General features: G+C 61.7%; 16 protein-coding genes and 3 pseudogenes. 13 read left to right on the forward strand and 6 right to left on the reverse strand.

Annotated elements, in window-relative coordinates; genetic code table 11:
* Positions 1 to 10: 10 nt before the first annotated feature.
* The 3 genes from ACWNC0_RS01905 to ACWNC0_RS01915 all read left to right on the forward strand — a co-directional run bounded on the left by ACWNC0_RS01905 (position 11) and on the right by ACWNC0_RS01915 (position 3,433).
* Entirely contained in the window at positions 11 to 1,579 is a 1,569-nt protein-coding gene (locus ACWNC0_RS01905) for an aldehyde dehydrogenase (NADP(+)) (protein ID WP_449469224.1), read from the forward strand.
* Positions 1,576 to 2,553, forward strand: a complete 978-nt coding sequence (araD1, locus tag ACWNC0_RS01910) for an AraD1 family protein (protein WP_449469225.1) — start codon at positions 1,576 to 1,578, stop codon at positions 2,551 to 2,553. Before ACWNC0_RS01905 ends, araD1 begins: the two co-directional genes overlap by 4 nt.
* A 160-nt stretch (positions 2,554 to 2,713) precedes the next feature.
* Positions 2,714 to 3,433 carry a FadR/GntR family transcriptional regulator gene (locus ACWNC0_RS01915; RefSeq protein WP_449469226.1) on the forward strand — a complete coding sequence of 240 codons (720 nt, stop codon included), beginning with the start codon at positions 2,714 to 2,716 and terminating at the stop codon, positions 3,431 to 3,433.
* On the opposite strand, the gene ACWNC0_RS01920 is transcribed toward ACWNC0_RS01915, so the two are convergent.
* On the reverse strand, positions 3,372 to 3,956 hold the full coding sequence (locus ACWNC0_RS01920) for a hypothetical protein (RefSeq protein ID WP_449469227.1): 585 nt from the start codon (positions 3,954 to 3,956) through the stop codon (positions 3,372 to 3,374). The two genes, ACWNC0_RS01915 and ACWNC0_RS01920, sit on opposite strands and share 62 nt — an antisense overlap.
* A 221-nt stretch (positions 3,957 to 4,177) precedes the next feature.
* Between ACWNC0_RS01920 and ACWNC0_RS01925 the strand changes: the two genes are divergently transcribed.
* The 7 genes from ACWNC0_RS01925 (at position 4,178) to ACWNC0_RS01955 (ending at position 11,224) form a co-directional block, all read left to right on the forward strand.
* The gene (locus ACWNC0_RS01925) at positions 4,178 to 4,381 is read left to right on the forward strand and encodes a helix-turn-helix domain-containing protein (RefSeq protein ID WP_449469228.1); all 204 of its coding nucleotides are present in this window, start codon (positions 4,178 to 4,180) and stop codon (positions 4,379 to 4,381) included.
* A 235-nt stretch (positions 4,382 to 4,616) separates the two neighbouring features.
* Positions 4,617 to 4,913, forward strand: coding sequence for a ThuA domain-containing protein (locus tag ACWNC0_RS01930; RefSeq protein ID WP_449469840.1), 297 nt, complete (start codon positions 4,617 to 4,619; stop codon positions 4,911 to 4,913).
* 266 nt (positions 4,914 to 5,179) lie between these two features.
* On the forward strand, positions 5,180 to 6,463 hold the full coding sequence (locus tag ACWNC0_RS01935) for an MFS transporter (RefSeq protein WP_449469229.1): 1,284 nt from the start codon (positions 5,180 to 5,182) through the stop codon (positions 6,461 to 6,463).
* 3 nt (positions 6,464 to 6,466) lie between these two features.
* Positions 6,467 to 7,609, forward strand: a complete 1,143-nt coding sequence (locus tag ACWNC0_RS01940; RefSeq protein WP_449469230.1) for a Gfo/Idh/MocA family protein — start codon at positions 6,467 to 6,469, stop codon at positions 7,607 to 7,609.
* Positions 7,609 to 8,694, forward strand: coding sequence for a sugar phosphate isomerase/epimerase family protein (locus tag ACWNC0_RS01945; RefSeq protein WP_449469231.1), 1,086 nt, complete (start codon positions 7,609 to 7,611; stop codon positions 8,692 to 8,694). The genes ACWNC0_RS01940 and ACWNC0_RS01945 overlap by 1 nt, the downstream gene beginning before the upstream one ends.
* Entirely contained in the window at positions 8,691 to 10,856 is a 2,166-nt protein-coding gene (locus tag ACWNC0_RS01950; protein ID WP_449469232.1) for a pyrroloquinoline quinone-dependent dehydrogenase, read from the forward strand. Before ACWNC0_RS01945 ends, ACWNC0_RS01950 begins: the two co-directional genes overlap by 4 nt.
* A gap of 11 nt (positions 10,857 to 10,867) precedes the next feature.
* Positions 10,868 to 11,224 carry a c-type cytochrome gene (locus ACWNC0_RS01955; protein ID WP_449469234.1) on the forward strand — a complete coding sequence of 119 codons (357 nt, stop codon included), beginning with the start codon at positions 10,868 to 10,870 and terminating at the stop codon, positions 11,222 to 11,224.
* 105 nt (positions 11,225 to 11,329) lie between these two features.
* Here the strand turns inward: ACWNC0_RS01955 and ACWNC0_RS01960 are convergent, their stop codons facing one another.
* The 3 genes and pseudogenes from ACWNC0_RS01960 to ACWNC0_RS01970 all read right to left on the reverse strand — a co-directional run bounded on the left by ACWNC0_RS01960 (position 11,330) and on the right by ACWNC0_RS01970 (position 13,525).
* Positions 11,330 to 11,917, reverse strand: coding sequence for a TetR/AcrR family transcriptional regulator (locus tag ACWNC0_RS01960; RefSeq protein ID WP_449469235.1), 588 nt, complete (start codon positions 11,915 to 11,917; stop codon positions 11,330 to 11,332).
* 488 nt (positions 11,918 to 12,405) lie between these two features.
* Positions 12,406 to 13,037: pseudogene (locus ACWNC0_RS01965) on the reverse strand (tyrosine-type recombinase/integrase).
* A 101-nt stretch (positions 13,038 to 13,138) separates the two neighbouring features.
* On the reverse strand, positions 13,139 to 13,525 hold the full coding sequence (locus ACWNC0_RS01970; protein ID WP_449469237.1) for a hypothetical protein: 387 nt from the start codon (positions 13,523 to 13,525) through the stop codon (positions 13,139 to 13,141).
* A 78-nt stretch (positions 13,526 to 13,603) separates the two neighbouring features.
* Here ACWNC0_RS01970 and ACWNC0_RS01975 point away from each other — a divergent pair, with 78 nt between their 5' ends.
* Positions 13,604 to 14,713 carry a radical SAM protein gene (locus tag ACWNC0_RS01975; protein WP_449469238.1) on the forward strand — a complete coding sequence of 370 codons (1,110 nt, stop codon included), beginning with the start codon at positions 13,604 to 13,606 and terminating at the stop codon, positions 14,711 to 14,713.
* 408 nt (positions 14,714 to 15,121) lie between these two features.
* On the opposite strand, the pseudogene ACWNC0_RS01980 reads toward ACWNC0_RS01975, so the two are convergent.
* Together ACWNC0_RS01980 and ACWNC0_RS01985 are read right to left on the reverse strand one after the other, a co-directional pair.
* Positions 15,122 to 15,583, reverse strand: a pseudogene (locus tag ACWNC0_RS01980) (integrase core domain-containing protein); the annotation flags it as partial.
* A gap of 38 nt (positions 15,584 to 15,621) precedes the next feature.
* Positions 15,622 to 16,215: pseudogene (locus tag ACWNC0_RS01985) on the reverse strand (IS3 family transposase); the annotation flags it as partial.
* Between the two features lie 142 nt (positions 16,216 to 16,357).
* Between ACWNC0_RS01985 and istA the strand changes: the two are divergent.
* Together istA and istB are read left to right on the forward strand one after the other, a co-directional pair.
* The gene (gene istA / locus ACWNC0_RS01990) at positions 16,358 to 17,881 is read left to right on the forward strand and encodes an IS21 family transposase (RefSeq protein ID WP_449468719.1); all 1,524 of its coding nucleotides are present in this window, start codon (positions 16,358 to 16,360) and stop codon (positions 17,879 to 17,881) included.
* Positions 17,871 to 18,677, forward strand: coding sequence for an IS21-like element helper ATPase IstB (gene istB, locus ACWNC0_RS01995; protein WP_449468721.1), 807 nt, complete (start codon positions 17,871 to 17,873; stop codon positions 18,675 to 18,677). Before istA ends, istB begins: the two co-directional genes overlap by 11 nt.

An 18,677-nucleotide genomic window follows, 5' to 3' on the forward strand; every position in this document is an offset into this window, starting at 1 on the left:
GAATGCACAAGTGATCGACGGCAGCGTTCTGGTGGGCGGCGACGCACGCCAGCAGGAAGAGCGGTTCAAGGGTATCGATCCGACAACGGATCTGCCACTTGCCCAGAGCTATTCACAAGCCTCGCCAGAGGACGTCGCGGACGCATGCGCTCTGGCGGCTGATGCGGCGCCATCCTTTGCCGCCCTGACGCCGGACGCAAGAGCGCGCTTTCTCGAAGCCGTTGCCGAGCGGATCGACGCCATCGGCGATTCGCTTATCGAAACGGCTATGGCGGAAACGGGCTTGCCCCGCATGCGTCTGGAAGGTGAGCGCGGACGCACTACCGGGCAGCTCCGGCTGTTCGCCTCCGAATTGCGGGCCGGCTACTGGCTCGACGTGACGATCGATCGCGCCTTGCCGGATCGCGCCCCGCCGCGTCCCGACCTTCGCCGCATGAATGTGCCGCTCGGCCCGGTAGCGGTGTTCGGCGCGTCCAATTTCCCGCTCGCTTTTTCCGTGGCTGGCGGCGATACCGCGTCGGCGCTCGCGGCGGGATGTCCGGTGGTGGCCAAGGGGCATCCGGGTCACCCCGGAACCGGAGAGCTCATCGCTCGCGCCGTGACCCAAGCTGTGACGGACTGCGGTCTTCATCCGGGCGTTTTTTCCTATCTGCCCGGCACTGGCAATGCGCTTGGCGCTGCCGTTGTGGCCGATCCTCGCATCCGCGCGGTCGGCTTTACAGGATCGCGGGCGGGCGGACTTGCGCTCGCCGAGATAGCGGCCCGGCGTCCTGAACCTATCCCTGTTTATGCCGAAATGAGCGCGGTCAATCCCGTCATATTGATGCCGGGCGCTCTCAAAACCCGCGCCGAGACGCTTGGGACGGCATTTGTGGGCTCTCTGACGCAGGGGGCAGGACAGTTTTGCACGAATCCCGGACTGGTCATCGCGATCGACGGACCGGACCTCGACCGCTTCCTCGCTTCGGCCACTTCGGCCGTCAGCGAGGCGTCGCCGCTGGTAATGCTGACGCCCGCCATTCGAGCCGCCTTCACCAATGGCGTAGCCAAGCTGGAGACCATGCCGGGCGCCAGGTTGATCGCACAGGCCCAAGCCCCGGAAGGGCGTGCCGGTGCGGCGTTGTTCGAAAGCCGCGCTGAGCAAATCGCTCTTGAACCGGCCCTTGCCGAAGAGGTGTTCGGTGCATCGTCCGTGGTGATCCGTTGCAAGGATGTCGATGCGCTGACGCAGGTCATCTCTGGACTGGAGGGGCAGTTGACCGCAACGATCCACATGGAGGATTCCGATGCTGCCGACGCGGCCGCCATACTCCCGCTTCTTGCGCAAAAGGCGGGCAGGGTCCTGGCGAACGGCTGGCCAACGGGTGTCGAAGTGACCTGGGCGATGGTTCATGGCGGTCCGTTCCCCGCCACCACGGACGGACGGTCCACGTCGGTCGGCACCCTCGCCATGTCGCGCTTTCTGCGGCCGGTCTGCTTTCAGGATATCGGCGCGGAGCTGATCCCGCCGCCATTGCAGGACGGTAATCCCTGGCGCTTGCCGCGCCGCCTTGATGGCAAGATGGAGATTGCCCAATGATCCGTTCCCTCGTCCAATATGAACAGGATGGCCGGCGCGGCGTAGCCGCTCTGGACGAGAGCGGAGCAGCCCTGATCGTGCGTGACACGGCTTCCGTGCGGATGCTGGCTGGCGATGCGTTGGCGTCGTCCACCACGCTTGCCGCTCTTGCCGAGGAACGCGCAGGGGCTTCGATCGATTTGGCCGCTGTTACCTTGCTGCCACCGATCGATCATGAAGATCCCGCGCATTTGCTGGTCAGCGGCACCGGCCTCACGCATCTGGGCTCCGCCGAAGGCCGCGACAAGATGCACAAGGCCGCCGCCGCCGGTCAGGCCACCGATTCCATGCGCATGTTCCTGATGGGCGAGGAGGGTGGAAAGCCAGCCGCCGGAACTGAGGGTGTGCAGCCCGAATGGTTCTACAAGGGCGACGGGTCGATCCTGGTGCCGCCGGGCGCACCTTTCCGCAAACCTGCTTTCGCGGGAGATGGGGGCGAGGAGCCGGAAATCGCCGGCATCTACTTCAATGCGCCGGATGGTACGCCGGTTCGCCTGGGCTTTTCAATCGGGAATGAGTTTTCGGACCATGTGACCGAACGGGTCAATTATCTCTGGCTCGCCCATTCCAAGCTACGTCAGGCGTCGCTGGGCGCGGAATTGCTGCTGGGCGACCTGCCCGCCGATGTTCGCGGCGCCAGCAGGATTATCCGCGACGGTGCGATCTTGTGGGAAAGTAGTTTCTTTTCTGGCGAGACGAACATGTCTCACAGCATCGAGAATCTTGAGCATCATCATTTCAAATATGACTTGTTCAGACGTGCCGGCGACGTGCATGTGCATTTCTTCGGCACGGCGACCCTCTCCTTTACCGACCAGGTGGAAACGCGCGCGGGCGATATATTCGAAATTGAGGCGGATGCCTTCACCATGCCACTTCGCAATCCTCTGATGGAAGCAGCCGAAGAAGGATTGGCTAAAGTGAGGGTGTTATGACCAGCACGCGCTAGGCCTGCCTGTTCGGCGTCGGCATGCTGCCAACGCGGCGACATACCAGGCGCGGAGCTGACCGTCTCGTCAGTCGCAATGCATATCTTTACCGCAAAAATGCCCCTACAAAACCACCGGACAATTTTACTACGGAGAATGGCTCGGGATGCAGCCTCAGGAAGAAGCCAAGAGGTTGCGAATCCATCAGGCACTCGCGCGGCAGATCGGCATAGCCATCGTTTCGGGTGAGCACCCTCCAGGCTATGGTTTCGGGGCGGAGATAGAAGAGGCGCAGGCTCTCGGCGTGTCTCGGACCGCCTATCGGGAGGCGATGCGCATTTTAACGGCAAAGGGCCTGCTCGAAAGCAGGCCCAAAGCCGGAACGCGTGTGACGCTTCGTTCCCGATGGAATGTGTTGGATCCGGACATCCTTGCCTGGATGTTCTCATCAGATCACCCTGATGAGCGCTTCGTTCGGGACTTGTTTGAGCTTCGTGGATTGATCGAGCCTGCGGCGGCGGCATGGGCAGCTACACGGCGCTCGCCCGAGCAATTGGAAAAAATGCGTGCGGCGCTTGAAGCAATGGCGCGGTACGACTTATCGACGGAGAGCGGCCGAGAAGCGGATCAGCGTTTCCATGGCGCCATCCTGGAAGCGAGCGATAATGAGCCGCTTGCATCTTTGTCTAGTTCGGTGGGCGCCGCGCTCACCTGGACGACGCGTTTCAAGCAGATGAAGTTTGCGCATCCGCGCGATCCGATCGGTGAACATGAAGCAGTATTTGCAGCTATTGCGGCGAGAGACGCGGACGGGGCGCGATCGGCTATGACAGAGCTACTTCGTCTCGCGCTCGATGATATGGGCTTGTCGTCAATTCGTAGTTGAATGTCTGCCTCTCGGATGGAGGCATGGATGCAAAAGTCAGTACCTCGAAGAAGGCGCTCTCTTCGAGCGCGTCGGCTTGGTCAGCAACCAAGGCATGGAGCGATGTCGTCGTCAGCCCAGCCTTCGCGGCTGCGGCTTCGAAGCTGGCATAATCCATCGTCATCAGCGCCGCGACATAATCAAGTGCCTGCGCGATCACCTCGCGGCGCGCCTGCGGATTACGCCATAGCTTGGTTTCCACCAGCACGATGTCGTCCCGGGGGGTGATAAAGAGATTGTCGATGAAGCCGTGCCCGCAGGCCATCTCCCGTACCACCGCGATGGGTGCGCCAAAGCCCGGTTCAATCTGCGCGATGGGGAGGATTTCAGGATGGTCGTGGATCAGCTGCTGTAGCCACGCCTCCTTGAACCCACCCGCCGATCCGAGTTCGACCGGCTCCAGCTTGTGGCTCGTTCCATCCGTCCCGAGCAGGAAGGGCGCGCCAAGTGCCTTGCGGGCGGGCAGGGGGATCATCTGAGTCACAGGACTAGGACCGTACTGAGGGAAAGCGGCCCGCTCCGGCAGTGGACATCCTCTGCTCCCTCCCGATGTGAGATTGATTTCACTCGTTAATTCCAGCCTCACAGTGCGTCTCCTGTCGACAATCAGTAACGGACACACACGCTCTCAGCCCAAGGGAAGTCAAGGCAAATGTCACTGATCGTCTGTAGATCAATCAGTGACATGGGCGCTTTAAGATTGCGGTGGATATTCGCGCGCGCCTTGGATCTAATGTTCGCCGCCTCCGGGAGGAGAAGGGCTGGAGCCAAGAGGATTATGCCGACCGCGCCGAAATCCACCGCACCTATGTGAGCGACATCGAGCGCGGGCGGCGCAATCCCACCATCACCGTGGTTGAGAAGCTGGCGGTGCCATTCGGGATCGCGCCGGGGGATCTGCTGAACTGAGGAGCGGTCGGCACGCGGACCGGCAGCTATCCAGGCGGCTCTCGACCAATGTAAGACGTTCCGATATTCAGTGGGGATGTCGGCTCATGCCGGAACCAGCTGTTCAAACATTTAACAGCAGCCCGCCAGCCAAGCACCATTCTCCGTCGTTCGGAACCAGAGCTGGGTACCTAGAACCGGTCGTGCGCAATCAGCCCCGGGGCGCAGGCGGTGCGATCGCGCTAAGCGCTGGCAGATAGCCGATGAATGGTATTCCTTCACCAGCAACCCTCGCGCCACCGGCTCAACCATCCTCGCGACGCTCGATGAAAAAAGCTACGATCCGGTCGGAATGCCGGGGTGGGATCTACGCATGGGCGATCATCCGATCGCATGGACACGCTGTGTCGGACGGGGACGCGTTTTCTATTCCGCCATCGGTCATCTTCCCCAAACCTATTCGGACCCGCGCTATCTAACGCTGCTCCAAAACGCGGTCGGCTGGACGGCTAAGGGGCGGAAACATGACTGCAGGGCGGCTGGTCAGCGGTGATACCGGAATGCCGCTTCGCCTGGTCGCCGTGAACCTGCTGAAATATTTCTCAGGGAACGGCGCACGCTGTGACCGCGCACAATGCGCGCCGTAGCGGCCGACCTTTGATGCGAGATCGGCATCATCCATCAGTATTAAATTTAGTTGCCTTAAAAATTCACCCGTCTATAGATTTGCGCCTTTTCATCGATGGGGGCGGGGGTGGCCGTGGATAGTGTAGTGAAGAGCGTTTGCTGCGGCAGCGAGGTATCGTGCGGATGGCACATATGAACGCGGTACTGCCCATAACCAATGTCCCCGTGGCCGGGGTGCGAGGACTACGCGTACGCCTGTTCATCATGATGGCGCTGCAAATGGCGGTGTGGGGCGCCTGGGCGCCCAAGCTGTTTCCCTATATGACCATGCTCGGCTTCACCGCGAGCCAGCAGGCGCTGGTCGGCAGTTGCTGGGGCATCGCGTCGATCCTCGGCATCTTCTTTTCCAACCAGTTCGCCGACCGCAATTTCGCGGCAGAACGGATGCTGGCGTTCAGCCATGCGATCGGCGGCGCTTGTCTGTTGGGCGCGGCCTTCTCGACTGCGTTTCTTCCCTTCTTCCTGTTCTTCCTGGGGTACAGCCTGCTCTATGTGCCGACGCTGTCGGTCGCCAACACGATCAGCTTTGCCAACCTGCGCGATCCGGCTCGCGACTTTGGTAAGGTACGCATGGGCGGCACCGTCGGTTGGGTCATTGCCAGCTGGCCGTTCATCTTCCTGTTGAGCGCCCATGCGGACGTGACGCAGGTGCGGTGGATTTTGGTCGTATCGGCCATCGCGTCCTTTGCAATGGCGCTGTATTCCCTGACGCTGCCTCATACGCCGCCGTGTCGGGACCGTAATTCGGATTCGCTCGCATGGCGTGAAACATTCGGCCTGCTCCGGCAGCCCGCGATCCTGGTGCTGTTCATCGTCACCTTCATCGATTCCGCGGTCCACAACGGCTATTTCGTCGTGTCCGACGCCTTTTTGACTAACCGGGTGGGCATTGCGGGCAATCTGTCGATGGTCGTGCTGAGCCTCGGCCAAGTGGCCGAGGTGGTGACGATGGGCGTGTTGGGGGTCGTGCTTGCCCGGCTAGGCTGGCGCACCACGATGATCGTCGGCATTCTGGGCCATGCCGCGCGGTTCGGTGTCTTTGCGTTATTCCCTGACAGCGTGACGGCGGTGGTCGCGGTTCAGTTGCTGCATGGCGTCTGCTACGCCTTCTTCTTTGCAACCGTATACATCTTCGTCGATGACGCCTTTCCAAAGGATGTGCGGGTGAGCGCGCAGGGGCTTTTCAACCTGTTGATCCTGGGCGTCGGCAATGTGGTCGCCAGCTTCCTGTTCCCGATGCTGGTCGCGCGGTTGACCATCCGTCCGGGAACCGCGCTGGTCCCGCCCGAGGTTGATTATTCGACCCTGTTCATGGTGCCGACGGGGCTTGCTTTGTTTGGTGCGCTACTGCTGGCGGTAGCCTTTCGCCCCGCTCAGCGAGGCCCCGCGCCGGTAGCGAAATCGGAGGATAACTGACTTATGACCGGTGCAACACGTCCGATCCGCCTCGCCATGGTCGGAGGCGGCCCCGATGCCTTCATCGGCCCGATTCACAAGATGGCTGCCGAACTTGATGGCCGCTTCCGCCTTGTCGCGGGCGCGTTTAGCCGTGACGCAGAAAAATCGCGGAGCGCTGCGCGAGGCTGGGCGCTGGACGAGGCGCGGGGATATCCTGACTTTCAGACCATGATCGCTCAGGAGGCAGGCCGCGAGGACGGGGTGGAGGCTGTGGCGATCGTCACCCCTAATCACCTGCATCTGCCCGTCGCGCGGGCGGCTTTGGCGGCGGGACTGCATGTCATCAGCGACAAGCCCGCCACGGCGACCCTGGCTGAGGCGCTGGAGTTGCGGGACATCGTCGGGTCGGCGCGCGCGCATTATGCGCTGACCTACACCTATACCGGCTATGCCATGATCCGTCAGGCGCGGGAAATGGTGGAGCGGGGCGACATCGGCCGGGTGCGCAAGGTGGTCGTGGAATATAGCCAAGGCTGGCTCGCCACGGGCGACGATGCGAGCAACAAGCAGGCCGCGTGGCGCGTCGACCCCCATCTCGCGGGAGCGGGCGGATGCAGCGGCGACATCGGCGTCCATGCCTTCGATCTGGTGGAGTTCGTCACCGGGATACGGGTCGAAAGCCTGTGTGTCAGCCTGTCGGCTCTGGTGGAGGGGCGGGTGCTGGACGATGACTGCAACGCTCTGATGAAGCTGGAGGGCGGCGCGCCGGGCGTGCTGGTGACGTCACAGGTCGCGACCGGTGACCGCAACGGGCTGCGCCTGCGCGTTTATGGTGAAAAGGCGGGGCTGGACTGGAGCCATGAACAGCCCGATCGGTTGATCGTCAACCCGGCGGACGGCCCCACGCAGATTTTGCACAGCGGCGCGCCCTATCTTGGCGGGTCGAGCCTGGCGGCGTCCCGCCTGCCGACTGGCCATCCCGAAGGCTTTATCGAGGCGTTCGCTACACTTTATCGCGATTTCGCCGACCTCATCCAAGGCCGTCCCCTCAGCGCGCCGTTGCCGGACATCGACAATGGCGTACGGAGCCTCGCCTTCGTGACAGCGGCGGTGCGTTCGAGCAGCAACGGGTCGACTTGGGTTTCCATCGGAGACGTGGCGTAATGAAGACCATCAAGGGACCGGGCATCTTCCTGGCGCAGTTCGTGGGTGACAAGCCGCCGTTCGATACGCTCGAAAACCTCGCCAGTTGGGCCGCCGATCTTGGCTATGCGGGTCTGCAAATTCCCACCGGCGTGGGCGGACTGTTCGACGTCGCATTGGGCGCCGAAAGCCAGACTTATTGCGACGATGTGAAGGGCATGTTGGCGGATCGCGGGCTGGCGATCACCGAACTTTCCACCCATCTGCAAGGCCAGCTGGTGGCAGTACATCCGGCCTATGACGCGCTGTTCGACGGGTTCGCGCCGCCGGAAGTGAGGGGCAATCCGTCCGCTCGGCAAGAATGGGTCGTGTCGCAGATGCGCGCCGCCGCTGCCGCCAGCCGGCGGCTGGGCCTGAGCGCGCACGCTACTTTCTCAGGCGCGCTGGCCTGGCCCTATGTTTATCCCTGGCCTCAACGCCCCGCTGGACTGATCGAGGAGGCGTTCGCGGAACTGGCGAAGCGCTGGCATCCGATCCTTGACGCGTTCGAGGATGCCGGGGTCGATCTCTGCTATGAAATCCACCCCGGTGAGGATTTGCATGACGGCGCGACGTTCGAGCGGTTCCTGGACGCAGTGGGCGGTCATCACCGCGCCAATATCCTTTACGATCCCAGCCATTTCGTCCTGCAACAACTGGACTATCTGGCGTTCATCGACCTTTACCATGAGCGCATCCGCGCATTCCATGTGAAGGATGCCGAATTTCGTGCCGATGGCCGGTCGGGCGTCTATGGCGGCTATCAGGGCTGGGTCGATCGGCCCGGGCGTTTCCGCTCACCGGGCCATGGGCAGGTCGATTTCGACGCCATCTTCTCCAAGATGGCAGCGAACGATTATCCCGGCTGGGCGGTGTTGGAATGGGAATGCGCGCTCCTTCACCCGGAGGAAGGGGCAAGGCAGGGCGCGTCGTTCATTCGCGACCATATCATCCGCGTGACCGATCGTGCGTTCGACGACTTTGCCGCAAGCGGCGTTGACGCGGACCGCAATCGGCAACTGCTCGGCCTGAAGCGCGCCTCGGCGGAAACGGGGGGTAGGGCGTGACCCTTTTCGCTACCACAAAGCGCCCGTCGCCAAAAATGGCGATCCTTGGCGCCCTTGGCCTGGCCGCCTGCACCACCGGAGGCGTCGCCACCCTCACAGGGTCCACGCAGGGGTCCGGGGTGTCGCTGGGGCAGGATCAAGCGGGCGACCACTTTTATGCGCTCGATCAGATTAAACCCGCCAACGTCGCCCAGCTGCAAGTTGCATGGACCTATGAAACCGGCGCGGGTGGATTGCAGACCACCCCGCTGTTTCGAGACGGCCGCCTCTATATTGTCACGCCAACCCAGCAGGTCGCCGCGCTCGACCCGGAAACCGGGGACGAAATCTGGAAGTCCAGCGCGGCGGTAAGGGGCCAACAGCCTGTTCGCGGCCTTTCCTATTGGCAGGACGGCGCGGAACGCCGGCTTTTTTCTTCCCTCGGGAGCACGCTGATCGCGCTCGACCCGGATAGTGGCAAGCCGATTGCGGCTTTCGGCAAGGGTGGCGCCGTCGATCTGCGGGAGAATCTGGGGCGCGATCCCGCGACGATGGCAACTTTCCTGACGTCGCCTGGGATGGTGTTTGGCGACCTCATCATCGTCGGTTTCCGCACATCGGAAACGCGCCCTGCCGCGCCCGGGACCATCCGCGCCTATGACGTGCGGACCGGGCAGTTGCGCTGGTCCTTCAATACCATTCCCCATCCCGGGGAGGTGGGGCATGACAGCTGGCCCGAGGACGCGTGGAAGGATGCAGGCGGCGCCAATGCGTGGGCCGGGATGGCGCTCGATGAAAAGCGCGGGATCGTCTACGTGCCGACTGGATCGGCGGTGGACGACTTTTACGGCGCGGACCGCAAGGGCGACAATCTCTTCGCCAACTCGCTGCTGGCACTCGACGCGCGCACCGGCAAGCGGCTTTGGCACTTCCAGGCCGTTCGTCACGATTTGTGGGATCGCGACCTGTCCAGCCCGCCTGCACTGCTCACCGTTACGCGCAGCGGACGGCGCATCGACGCCGTGGTGCAGCCGTCCAAGCAGGGCTTCCTCTATATCCTCGACCGCGTGACCGGAAAGCCGGTCTTTCCGATTGAAGAGCGCCCCGTTCCGGCCAGCGATATGCCGGGCGAGTTCGCCTCTCCCACTCAGCCGTTCGTCACCACGCCTGCCCCGTTCGCGCGGCAGCGCCTGACAGCCGATATGCTGACCAAACGTACGCCAGAGGCGCACGAGGCGGCTGTGAAAGCCTTTGCGAAGATGCGGAGCGAGGGACCGTTCATCCCGTTCACGACGAAGGCGCCGACCGTGATTTTCCCCGGTTTTGACGGAGGGGCCGAATGGGGTGGTCCCGCGATCGATCGCAAGCGTGGGATCCTGTTCATCAACAGCAATGACATCGCCTGGACCGGCCAGCTTGCGGCCCGCAAGGCGACTCCTGCCGCCGCAATGACTACACCAGCGCGCGGAGCCGGACTCTATCAGGAGCAGTGCGCGGCTTGCCATGGTCAGGATCTCAAGGGTTCGCCGCCCGCTTTCCCGGGCCTGGTTGATGTGGGCAAGCAGCTTTCGGCGGCCAAAATCAACGAGATCATCCAGCAGGGGCGGGGACGTATGCCCGGCTTCCCGCAGATATCCGCTGCCGATCGCAGCGCGATCACTTCCTATTTGCTCGGCGAACAGGAACAGGCCGGCGCCTCGGACAAGCGGGAGGTTGCCGCTCCCGCCGATGCGAAGCCCGCGCGTTCGCCCTATTATCTCACCGGTTACCGCAAGTTCGTGGACGTCGACGGCTACCCCGCCGTCGCGCCGCCTTGGGGCACGCTAAACGCCATTGATCTCAACAGCGGCAAATATCTCTGGAAGATTCCGCTGGGCGAATATCCCGAACTCATCGCCAAAGGCGAGCCGCCGACCGGAAGCGAAAATTATGGCGGCCCGCTCATCACCAACTCCGGCCTGCTCTTTATCGGGGCGACGATCTATGATCGCAAATTCCGCGCCTTCGATAGCCGCACCGGACGCCTGCTCTGGCAGACCGTGCTTCCTTATGCCGGTGTAGCCACGCCTACGACATTCATGTCCGGCGGTCGCCAGTTCATCGTGATCGCCACAAGTAACCAGCGCAATCCGAAGGCGCGGCAAGGCTCCGCCTATGTCGCCTTTGCACTGCCCACGAAATGAAAGAAGGCTGTATGTCACCTTATACCCTGTTGATCAGCCTGTCCCTCGTTGCTGTAGCGTCACCCGCGCTTGCGGCCGATGGCGCCAAGCTGTTTCAGTCCCAGTGCGCGATGTGCCACAAGCCTGCGGTCAGCACACCGCTGGCACCCGCGCTGAAAGACGTGGTGGGACGCAAGATTGCGAGCCGGCCCGATTTTACCTATTCCAGCGGCCTAAAGGCGAAGCAGGGGGACAAGTGGACAGAGCAGAATCTGGACGCCTTCCTTGCGGCTCCCGTCAAATTCGCGCCGGGCACACGTATGCCGATGAATGTGGCCAACGCGGCGAATAGGGCAGCGTTGATCGCTTATCTCCGAACGATAAAATAAGCGTCGGACCGCATTGCACTGAGAAAGATTATCGCTTCGAATGAATTGCGGTTGCCAGCCGTCCGACGAGCGTGTTGACGTCGGACAATGGGTGGGACGGGTCGCTCATCGCCGTCCGTCCGCATTTCCAAGGAGCAGATCGATCTCGGTTGCCAGCGCTGCCGCCATATCGATCGACCGATCAACCAGCCAGCGCACCTGCAAGCCATCTGACTGCGCGATCAGCATCATTGCGGCATGATCGGCGTGGAGCGTCGGCGTGACGGTGCCCGCTGCCTGCCGCTTGCGGATTTCATCTGCGATGTATCCCTGCAGCGCGGTGAAACGAGCGCCGAAGAAGTCGTGCGCCGGATGTGACGGATCGGCAGCTTCGGCCGCGAAGGCGGTGTAGAGTTGGACCAGGCCTGGCGTTGCCGTGTTGCGTCGGGCCGTTTCCACCAGCGAGGCGAAGATATCCTTGTCAGCTGTCAGGCTGGCGACATTGCCCTCGTCCCACATGCGCAGCACTTCCTGCAGCAGAACTTCGCGCGACGAGAAATAGTAGATGATGTGCGCGCCATCGATCCCGATACTGCGTCCGATCTGGCTTAGCGATGCACCGCGATATCCCTCGCGGCTGATGACCTCGACGGCGGCACGCAGGATTTCGTCCCGCCGTTCCTGTCCTTTCGCGTATGGTCCGCGCCTTTTCATTCTGTGCTCGTAACAGCAGCGTCACTGAAAACACAAGGTCACGATATGACGATCAAGGCTGATCCGACCGAGTTTGCAGGCAAGCGCGTGGCCATCAGCGGTGGCGCCAAGGTTCTGGGCCGATCGGCGGGGTCAAGTTCGTCCAGGCCAACCTCAGTACTGCAGAAGCAGCAAAGCGCTGGCGGACGCTGCGCTTGGCGGGAGCGTCTGCTCTCGCCGTAAGCCGTCATTCAATCTAGGAACCTGGAACGGCGGCAATGTCCCACGAGCTTTCGGCAAGAAGCGACCAAGTCGGGCCGTTCCCCCACCAAAGCCAGAACGGCTGCTTTTGCCGAAACCCGCCATCCCCGGTTCATTGAGCAGACCGGCAGCTACGCGCCAAAGTCGGTCGCTTAGGCGGGGCTAGCTGCATCCTGAAACCGGTCATTCCCATAGGGTGTAACAATTGGGACTCGGCTCGCGCGACCGGACGGGCCGAGCTCCTACAATTAAATTTCGATGCCTTCTGCCAACGTAAGGGCATCCTCTACATCGACGCCGAGATATCGGACCGTGTTCTCGATCTTGGTATGCCCGAGCAAGATTTGGACTGCGCAAAGATTGCCCGTCGCCTTATAAATGATGGACGCCTTTGTTCTACGCAGAGAGTGCGTGCCATACTCCTCTGCCCGCAGACCGACCCCGGTGACCCACTCATCCACCAACCGGGCATATTGCCGGGTGCTGAGGTGGTTCGCGTGATCTGTTCGGCTTGGGAAGCAAAATCATCGACCGATCCTCCTCGGCGTTCGAGCCATGCCAAAAGGCTGGCCCGGGTCGTGTCCGTCAACTCAAACTGCACCGGGCGACCCGTCTTTTGCTGAATAACGATTGCGCGCGAGCGCACCGCGCCACCGCTCACCAGGTCTCCAATCCTGATCTTGACAATGTCGCAGCCGCGCAGCTTGCTGTCGATCGCAAGATCGAAAAGGGCGCGATCGCGGAGTCGCCTCTCTCTATCGAGCCAGAAGCGAATCTCCCAAATCTGCTTTGGCTTCAAGGCGCGCTTCGAACCAACCTTCCTGCCGGCGTTCCAGGCGGGGCGTTCTCCAAAAGCGGGGTCATATACTGAATGTCCCATGACACATCTCCATCGGCCAATGTGGCCGCAGGAGAAAACGGTGGCTACGATTCCTATATGCACGTTGGAACGATCGCATAGGCCTGAATCCGGTTGGCAACTCAAATCAGATGGAGGCCCGCCTCGCACGATATCAGCAGGCCAGCCGCGCCGAGGGCAATCGCCACCAGCCGACGAGCGCCGAAGCTGCCTGCGCTGGAAAATATGAGCATGCTGCCTTCTTCCTGCTCGATTGTCCGGAGTGCGGCGGCATAGCTCTCCTCTTGATGATGGAGACGGTGCGCAATAAAGCTGGTGCCCACCAACACAATGCCCGCTATGAATCGCACGGCGATCCACCATGAAGGCCGACTGATCGCAATCGCCGTTGCGGCGCCGGCCACGATCGCGAGGTTGGTCGCGATCACTAGGAAATAGAGCCTGCCGAAATGGAGGCGATGATCTGCCAGCACCCGATATTGGACCAATCTGGCCCCCAGTTTATCCATCGTTTCTCCTTCGGATGTTCATCATCCCTTGACCACCCCATGACAGACGAAGATTAATAGAGGCCGAGAGTCGCTAATTTGTATATCCTTCTGGTGAACGTCCCCCATCCGGCAATCGGAAGCCGCATCCCCAAGGAGCAACTGCCTCCCTTCGGCTTGCTCTGTGTGGGTGGCCCCCTCATCGATGATGGCCACCGCGTGGAACTGATCGACGCTGAGTTTGGTCCGATGCCGCTGGACGATCTCATTGCGGAGGTCGTTCGGCGTTCGCCGGACGCGGTCCTGTTCGGTCATTCCGGTTCATCATCGGGACACCCGATCATTTCAAGGGTGTCGGCCGCCGTTTCGTTGGCACTGCCCAAGGCCGCCATAATTTATGGCGGCGTTCACCCGACCTATTTCTGGCGCGAAATTCTCGCGCAGGAACCGCATGTCCACGCGATTGTGCGGGGAGAAGGCGAAGAGACGGGCCGCCGCCTGATGCAGGCAATTTCGCGAAACGAACCTCTGAAGGAGGTTCCCGGTATCGCCTATCGCCAGGATGGGGTGCCTGTCGCTACCGAGGCAGCGCCCGTGATCACCGATCTGGACGCCTATCGCGTAGGTTGGGAACTCATCGATCATGCGCGCTACAGCTATTGGGGTGGCAAGCGCGCGGTCGTGGTCCAGTTTTCCCGAGGATGCCCTCATCTGTGCAACTATTGCGGTCAACGTGGCTTCTGGACGCGCTGGCGCCACCGCGATCCGGTTCTGCTCGCTCGAGAAATTGCACGGCTCCATCGTGATCATGACGCGGAGGTGTTCAATTTCGCGGACGAGAATCCCAGCGCTGGCAGGAAGCCATGGAAGGCCTTTCTGGAAGCACTGATCGCCGAGGACATATCGGTGACGCTGGTTGGATCAACCCGGGCTGACGACATCGTCCGCGATGCGGACATTCTTCACCTTTACAAGAAGGCCGGGTTCGAGCGGTTCCTGATGGGAATGGAGAATACGGACGAGGCGACGTTGAAGCCGATCAGAAAGGGGGGCGCGACGGCCAGCGACCGCGAAGCGATCCGACTGCTCCGCCGCCACGGCATTCTTTCGATGGTTACCTGGGTGGCAGGATTTGACGACCAGGCGGACGTAGACATATTGCCCTTCCTGTTACGGGGTCCTCATATAGCTCCCGAAAGACCTTTATAACGAGCTGTAATTTTTTGCAATGTCAGGGGGTTTGCTTGGACCGAGTTCAATGTCATGACCGCTGGACGACAGTGAGTTCTACAGCTGTGGAGCTCGGTTTCGCAATCAGCGACCTCAACTGATCACCGCCGCCCCGCCCCCTAATGAGCGGGGTTATCGTTTTAAAGCATGGGCCGTCAGTATCAGCCGTACGCTGGATCGGGCGTAGGTTCCAGAACGGGTCGGCTATGCTGTGGCCTGGCGCGCTTCCGAAGTGGCGAGTCTCCGCCGTGATACGGGCAAGACCCCAGCGTGGACATCTTCGGTGCAGAAGCTATCTGACTATAGGCTTCATTGTCCGTCGTCAGAACATTTGGCGCAGCTCGCGGCGTAGATTAGCGGAGTGCGGGCTTCGTCTGGGGTTGGATGTTAGGCGGCGAGCTTGCGGTGCTGCAAGCGCCGATGTTCGATGGTCTGCTGCTTGATCCTGTCACGCTGTTTGATGATGGCCGGCGCTCTGCCGAAGTAGGCATCGGCGGGTGTCACGTTGGCCAGGCTTTCGTGGTAGCGCTGGTGGTTGTAGTGCTCGACGAAGGCTTCGATCTGGGCCTCGAGGTCGCCGGGCAGGAAGTAGTTTTCCAGCAGGATGCGGTTCTTCGGGGTCTGGTGCCAGCGCTCGATCTTGCCCTGGGTCTGCGGATGCATCGGGGCGCCGCGCACATGGCTCATCTTGTTGGCCTCGATGTATTCGGCCAGTTCACTTGCGATGTAGTTCGGCCCGTTGTCGCTGAGCAGCCGCGGCTTGTGCAGCACCGTGGCGCTGTCGCAGCCGGAAGCCGCCAGGGCGAGGTCCAGCGTGTCGGTGACGTCCTCGGCGCGCATGTTGGTGCACTGGACATGTAACGGTTTTGTGCCGGTCACTTATCTCATTATGCCACCTTGGCTTCGAAGGCGAGCGGGCTAATGCCGCCCAGATATGAATGGCGACGACGGGCGTTGTAGAAGCCGTTGATGTATTGGAAGATGGCAGCTTCTGCCTGCCGTCGCGTTGGCCAGCGCTGCCGCCAGATGAGTTCCGCCTTCAGGGATTTGAAGAACGTCTCGACGGAGGCATTGTCGTAACAATTACCCTTGCCGCTCATTGATGGACGCAGGCCATAGGCCTGCAGCTTTTTCTGATAATCGTAAGAACAATATTGGCTGCCGCGATCCGAATGGAAAAGGCAGCCCTCTGGTGGCTGGCGCAGGCGTACCGCCATATCCAGTGCCCTGATCGCCAAATCCTTCTTCATCCTGTCGCTGACAGCCCAGCCCACGACGCGACGGCTATGCAGATCTAGGATGACGGCAAGGTAGAGCCAGCGTTCGGATGTCCAGATATAGGTGATGTCGCCGGCCCATTTACGGTTGGGCGCATCGGCGGCGAAGTCGCCGTCCAGCCAGTTCGCTGCGACACCCAAACGATGGTGGCTGTCCGTCGTCACCTTGTGTTTGCGCGTGCGGACCGGCCTGATCCCGTTGATGTTGGCTACGCCGCCCTTCGGGTCATAAGGTGTTGATTTCCGGTGAGATGTGACCCGGGAAGGGCATAAATTTCCATCGAGAAGTGACCCATGTTGAACTCACCCCTGGCTTTGGCGAGCGGGGGATCATGGAGTGTTGGACATGGCGTTATTGAGCGTTATCCGGCGCTGGCATTACCGCGATCATCTATCGATCCGCGAGATTGTCCGGCGCACAGGACTGTCACGGAATACGATCCGTAAATATCTGCGGTCAGATACGATCGAACCGCAGTTCAAGGTGCCCGAGCGGGCGAGCAAGCTGGATCCGTTTGCGGAACGACTGTCGGCCTGGCTGCAACGGGAGATGGCTCGCTCGCGCAAGCAGAAGCGCACGATCAAGCAGTTGCACGCCGATCTGGTGAGTCTGGGCTATGACGGTTCCTATGGCCGGGTCGCGGCCTTCGCGCGGGCGTGGCACGATGCCTATCGCCGTCAGCAGCAGATGAGCGGCCGCGGGACATTCGTGCCGCTATCCTTTGCCCCAGGAGAAGCGTTCCAGTTCGACTGGAGCGAGGACTGGGCGATCCTCGACGGCGTGCGCACAAAGCTGCAGGTGGCGCACTTCAAGCTCAGCCACAGCCGGGCCTTCACCCTGCGGGCCTATCTTCTTCAGACCCATGAGATGCTGTTCGACGCCCATAATCATGCGTTCCGCGTGCTGGGCGGGGTGCCGCGCCGGGGGATTTACGACAATATGCGTACCGCCGTCGACAAGGTCGGGCGCGGCAAGGAGCGTAACGTCAACACCCGCTTCCTCACGATGGTCAGCCATTACCTGTTCGAGGCCGAGTTCTGTAATCCGGCAGCAGGCTGGGAGAAGGGACAGGTCGAGAAGAACGTCCAGGATGCACGGCATCGCCTGTGGCAACCCACGCCGCAGGCCGAGAGCCTTGATGCCCTCAACCTGTGGCTGGAACAGCGCTGCAAGGCGCTATGGCAGGACATCCCGCATGGAATCGAGCCAGGCTCTGTCGCCGATGCCTGGGCCGATGAGGCGCAATGCCTGATGCCGGTGGGCAGGCCGTTCGACGGCTTTGTCGAACATGGCAAGCGGGTCTCGCCGACCTGCCTCGTGCATCTGGAGCGCAACCGTTACAGTGTGCCGGCGTCCTTCGCCAATCGGCCCGTCAGCCTGCGGGTCTATCCTGACCGCTTCCTGGTCGTCGCCGAGGGACAGATCATATGTGAGCATCGGCGCATCATCGACCGGTCCCATGATGGCCCGGGGCATACGGTCTATGACTGGCGGCATTATCTCGCGGTTGTCCAGCGCAAGCCCGGCGCGCTGCGCAATGGGGCGCCGTTCCTCGACCTGCCCGATCCCTTCCAGCGGCTGCAACGGCATCTGCTGCGCAATCCCGGCGGCGACAGGGAAATGGTCGAGATCCTGGCGCTGGTCCTGCATCACGACGAACAGGCCGTCCTGACCGCCGTCGCGATAGCGCTCGATGCGGGTGTTCCGACCAAGACCCATATCCTCAACCTGCTGCATCGGCTGCTCGATGGAAAGCCGATCTCGACGCCACCGGTCACGGCGCCGCAGGCGCTGAGGCTGGCCAGCGAACCGATGGCCAATGTCGAGCGCTATGACGCCCTGCGCCGGGAGAACCGCCATGCGTCATGATCCCGCCAGCGGTGCCATCGTCGTCATGCTGCGCAGCCTGAAAATGCATGGCATGGCGCAGGCCGTCGCCGATCTCATGGCTCAGGGCGCACCGGCCTTCGAGGCGGCGGTGCCGATCCTGTCCCAGTTGCTGAAAGCCGAAACGGCCGAGCGAGAGGTCCGGTCCGTCGCCTATCAGCTCAAGGTGGCGCGGTTCCCGGCCTATCGCGATCTGGCGGGCTTCGACTTTGTCAGCAGTGAGGTCAACGAGGCGCTGGTCCGGCAGCTGCATCGCTGCGACTTTATCGACGTCGCCGACAATATCGTGCTGGTCGGCGGTCCGGGCACCGGCAAGACCCACGTCGCTACGGCGCTCGGCGTACGGGCCATCGAGCAGCACCGAAAACGGGTCCGCTTCTTCTCCACGGTCGAACTGGTCAACGCCCTCGAACAGGAAAAGGCCCAGGGCAGAGCCGGGCAGATCGCCAATCGCCTGATCCACTCCGACCTCGTGATCCTCGATGAGCTCGGCTATCTGCCGTTCAGCGCATCAGGCGGCGCGCTGCTCTTCCATCTGCTCAGCAAACTTTATGAGCGCACCAGCGTCGTCATCACCACGAACCTGAGCTTCAGCGAATGGGCCAGCGTGTTCGGTGACGCAAAAATGACCACCGCGCTCCTCGATCGCCTCACCCACCACTGCCACATACTGGAAACCGGAAACGACAGCTTCCGCTTCAAGAACAGCTCGGCCCAGCAAGCCAAACCCGAAAAGGAGAAACATCATCTTGACCCACCAATGACAATCGAAACATAA

The organism is Sphingobium chungangianum (assembly GCF_977014255.1).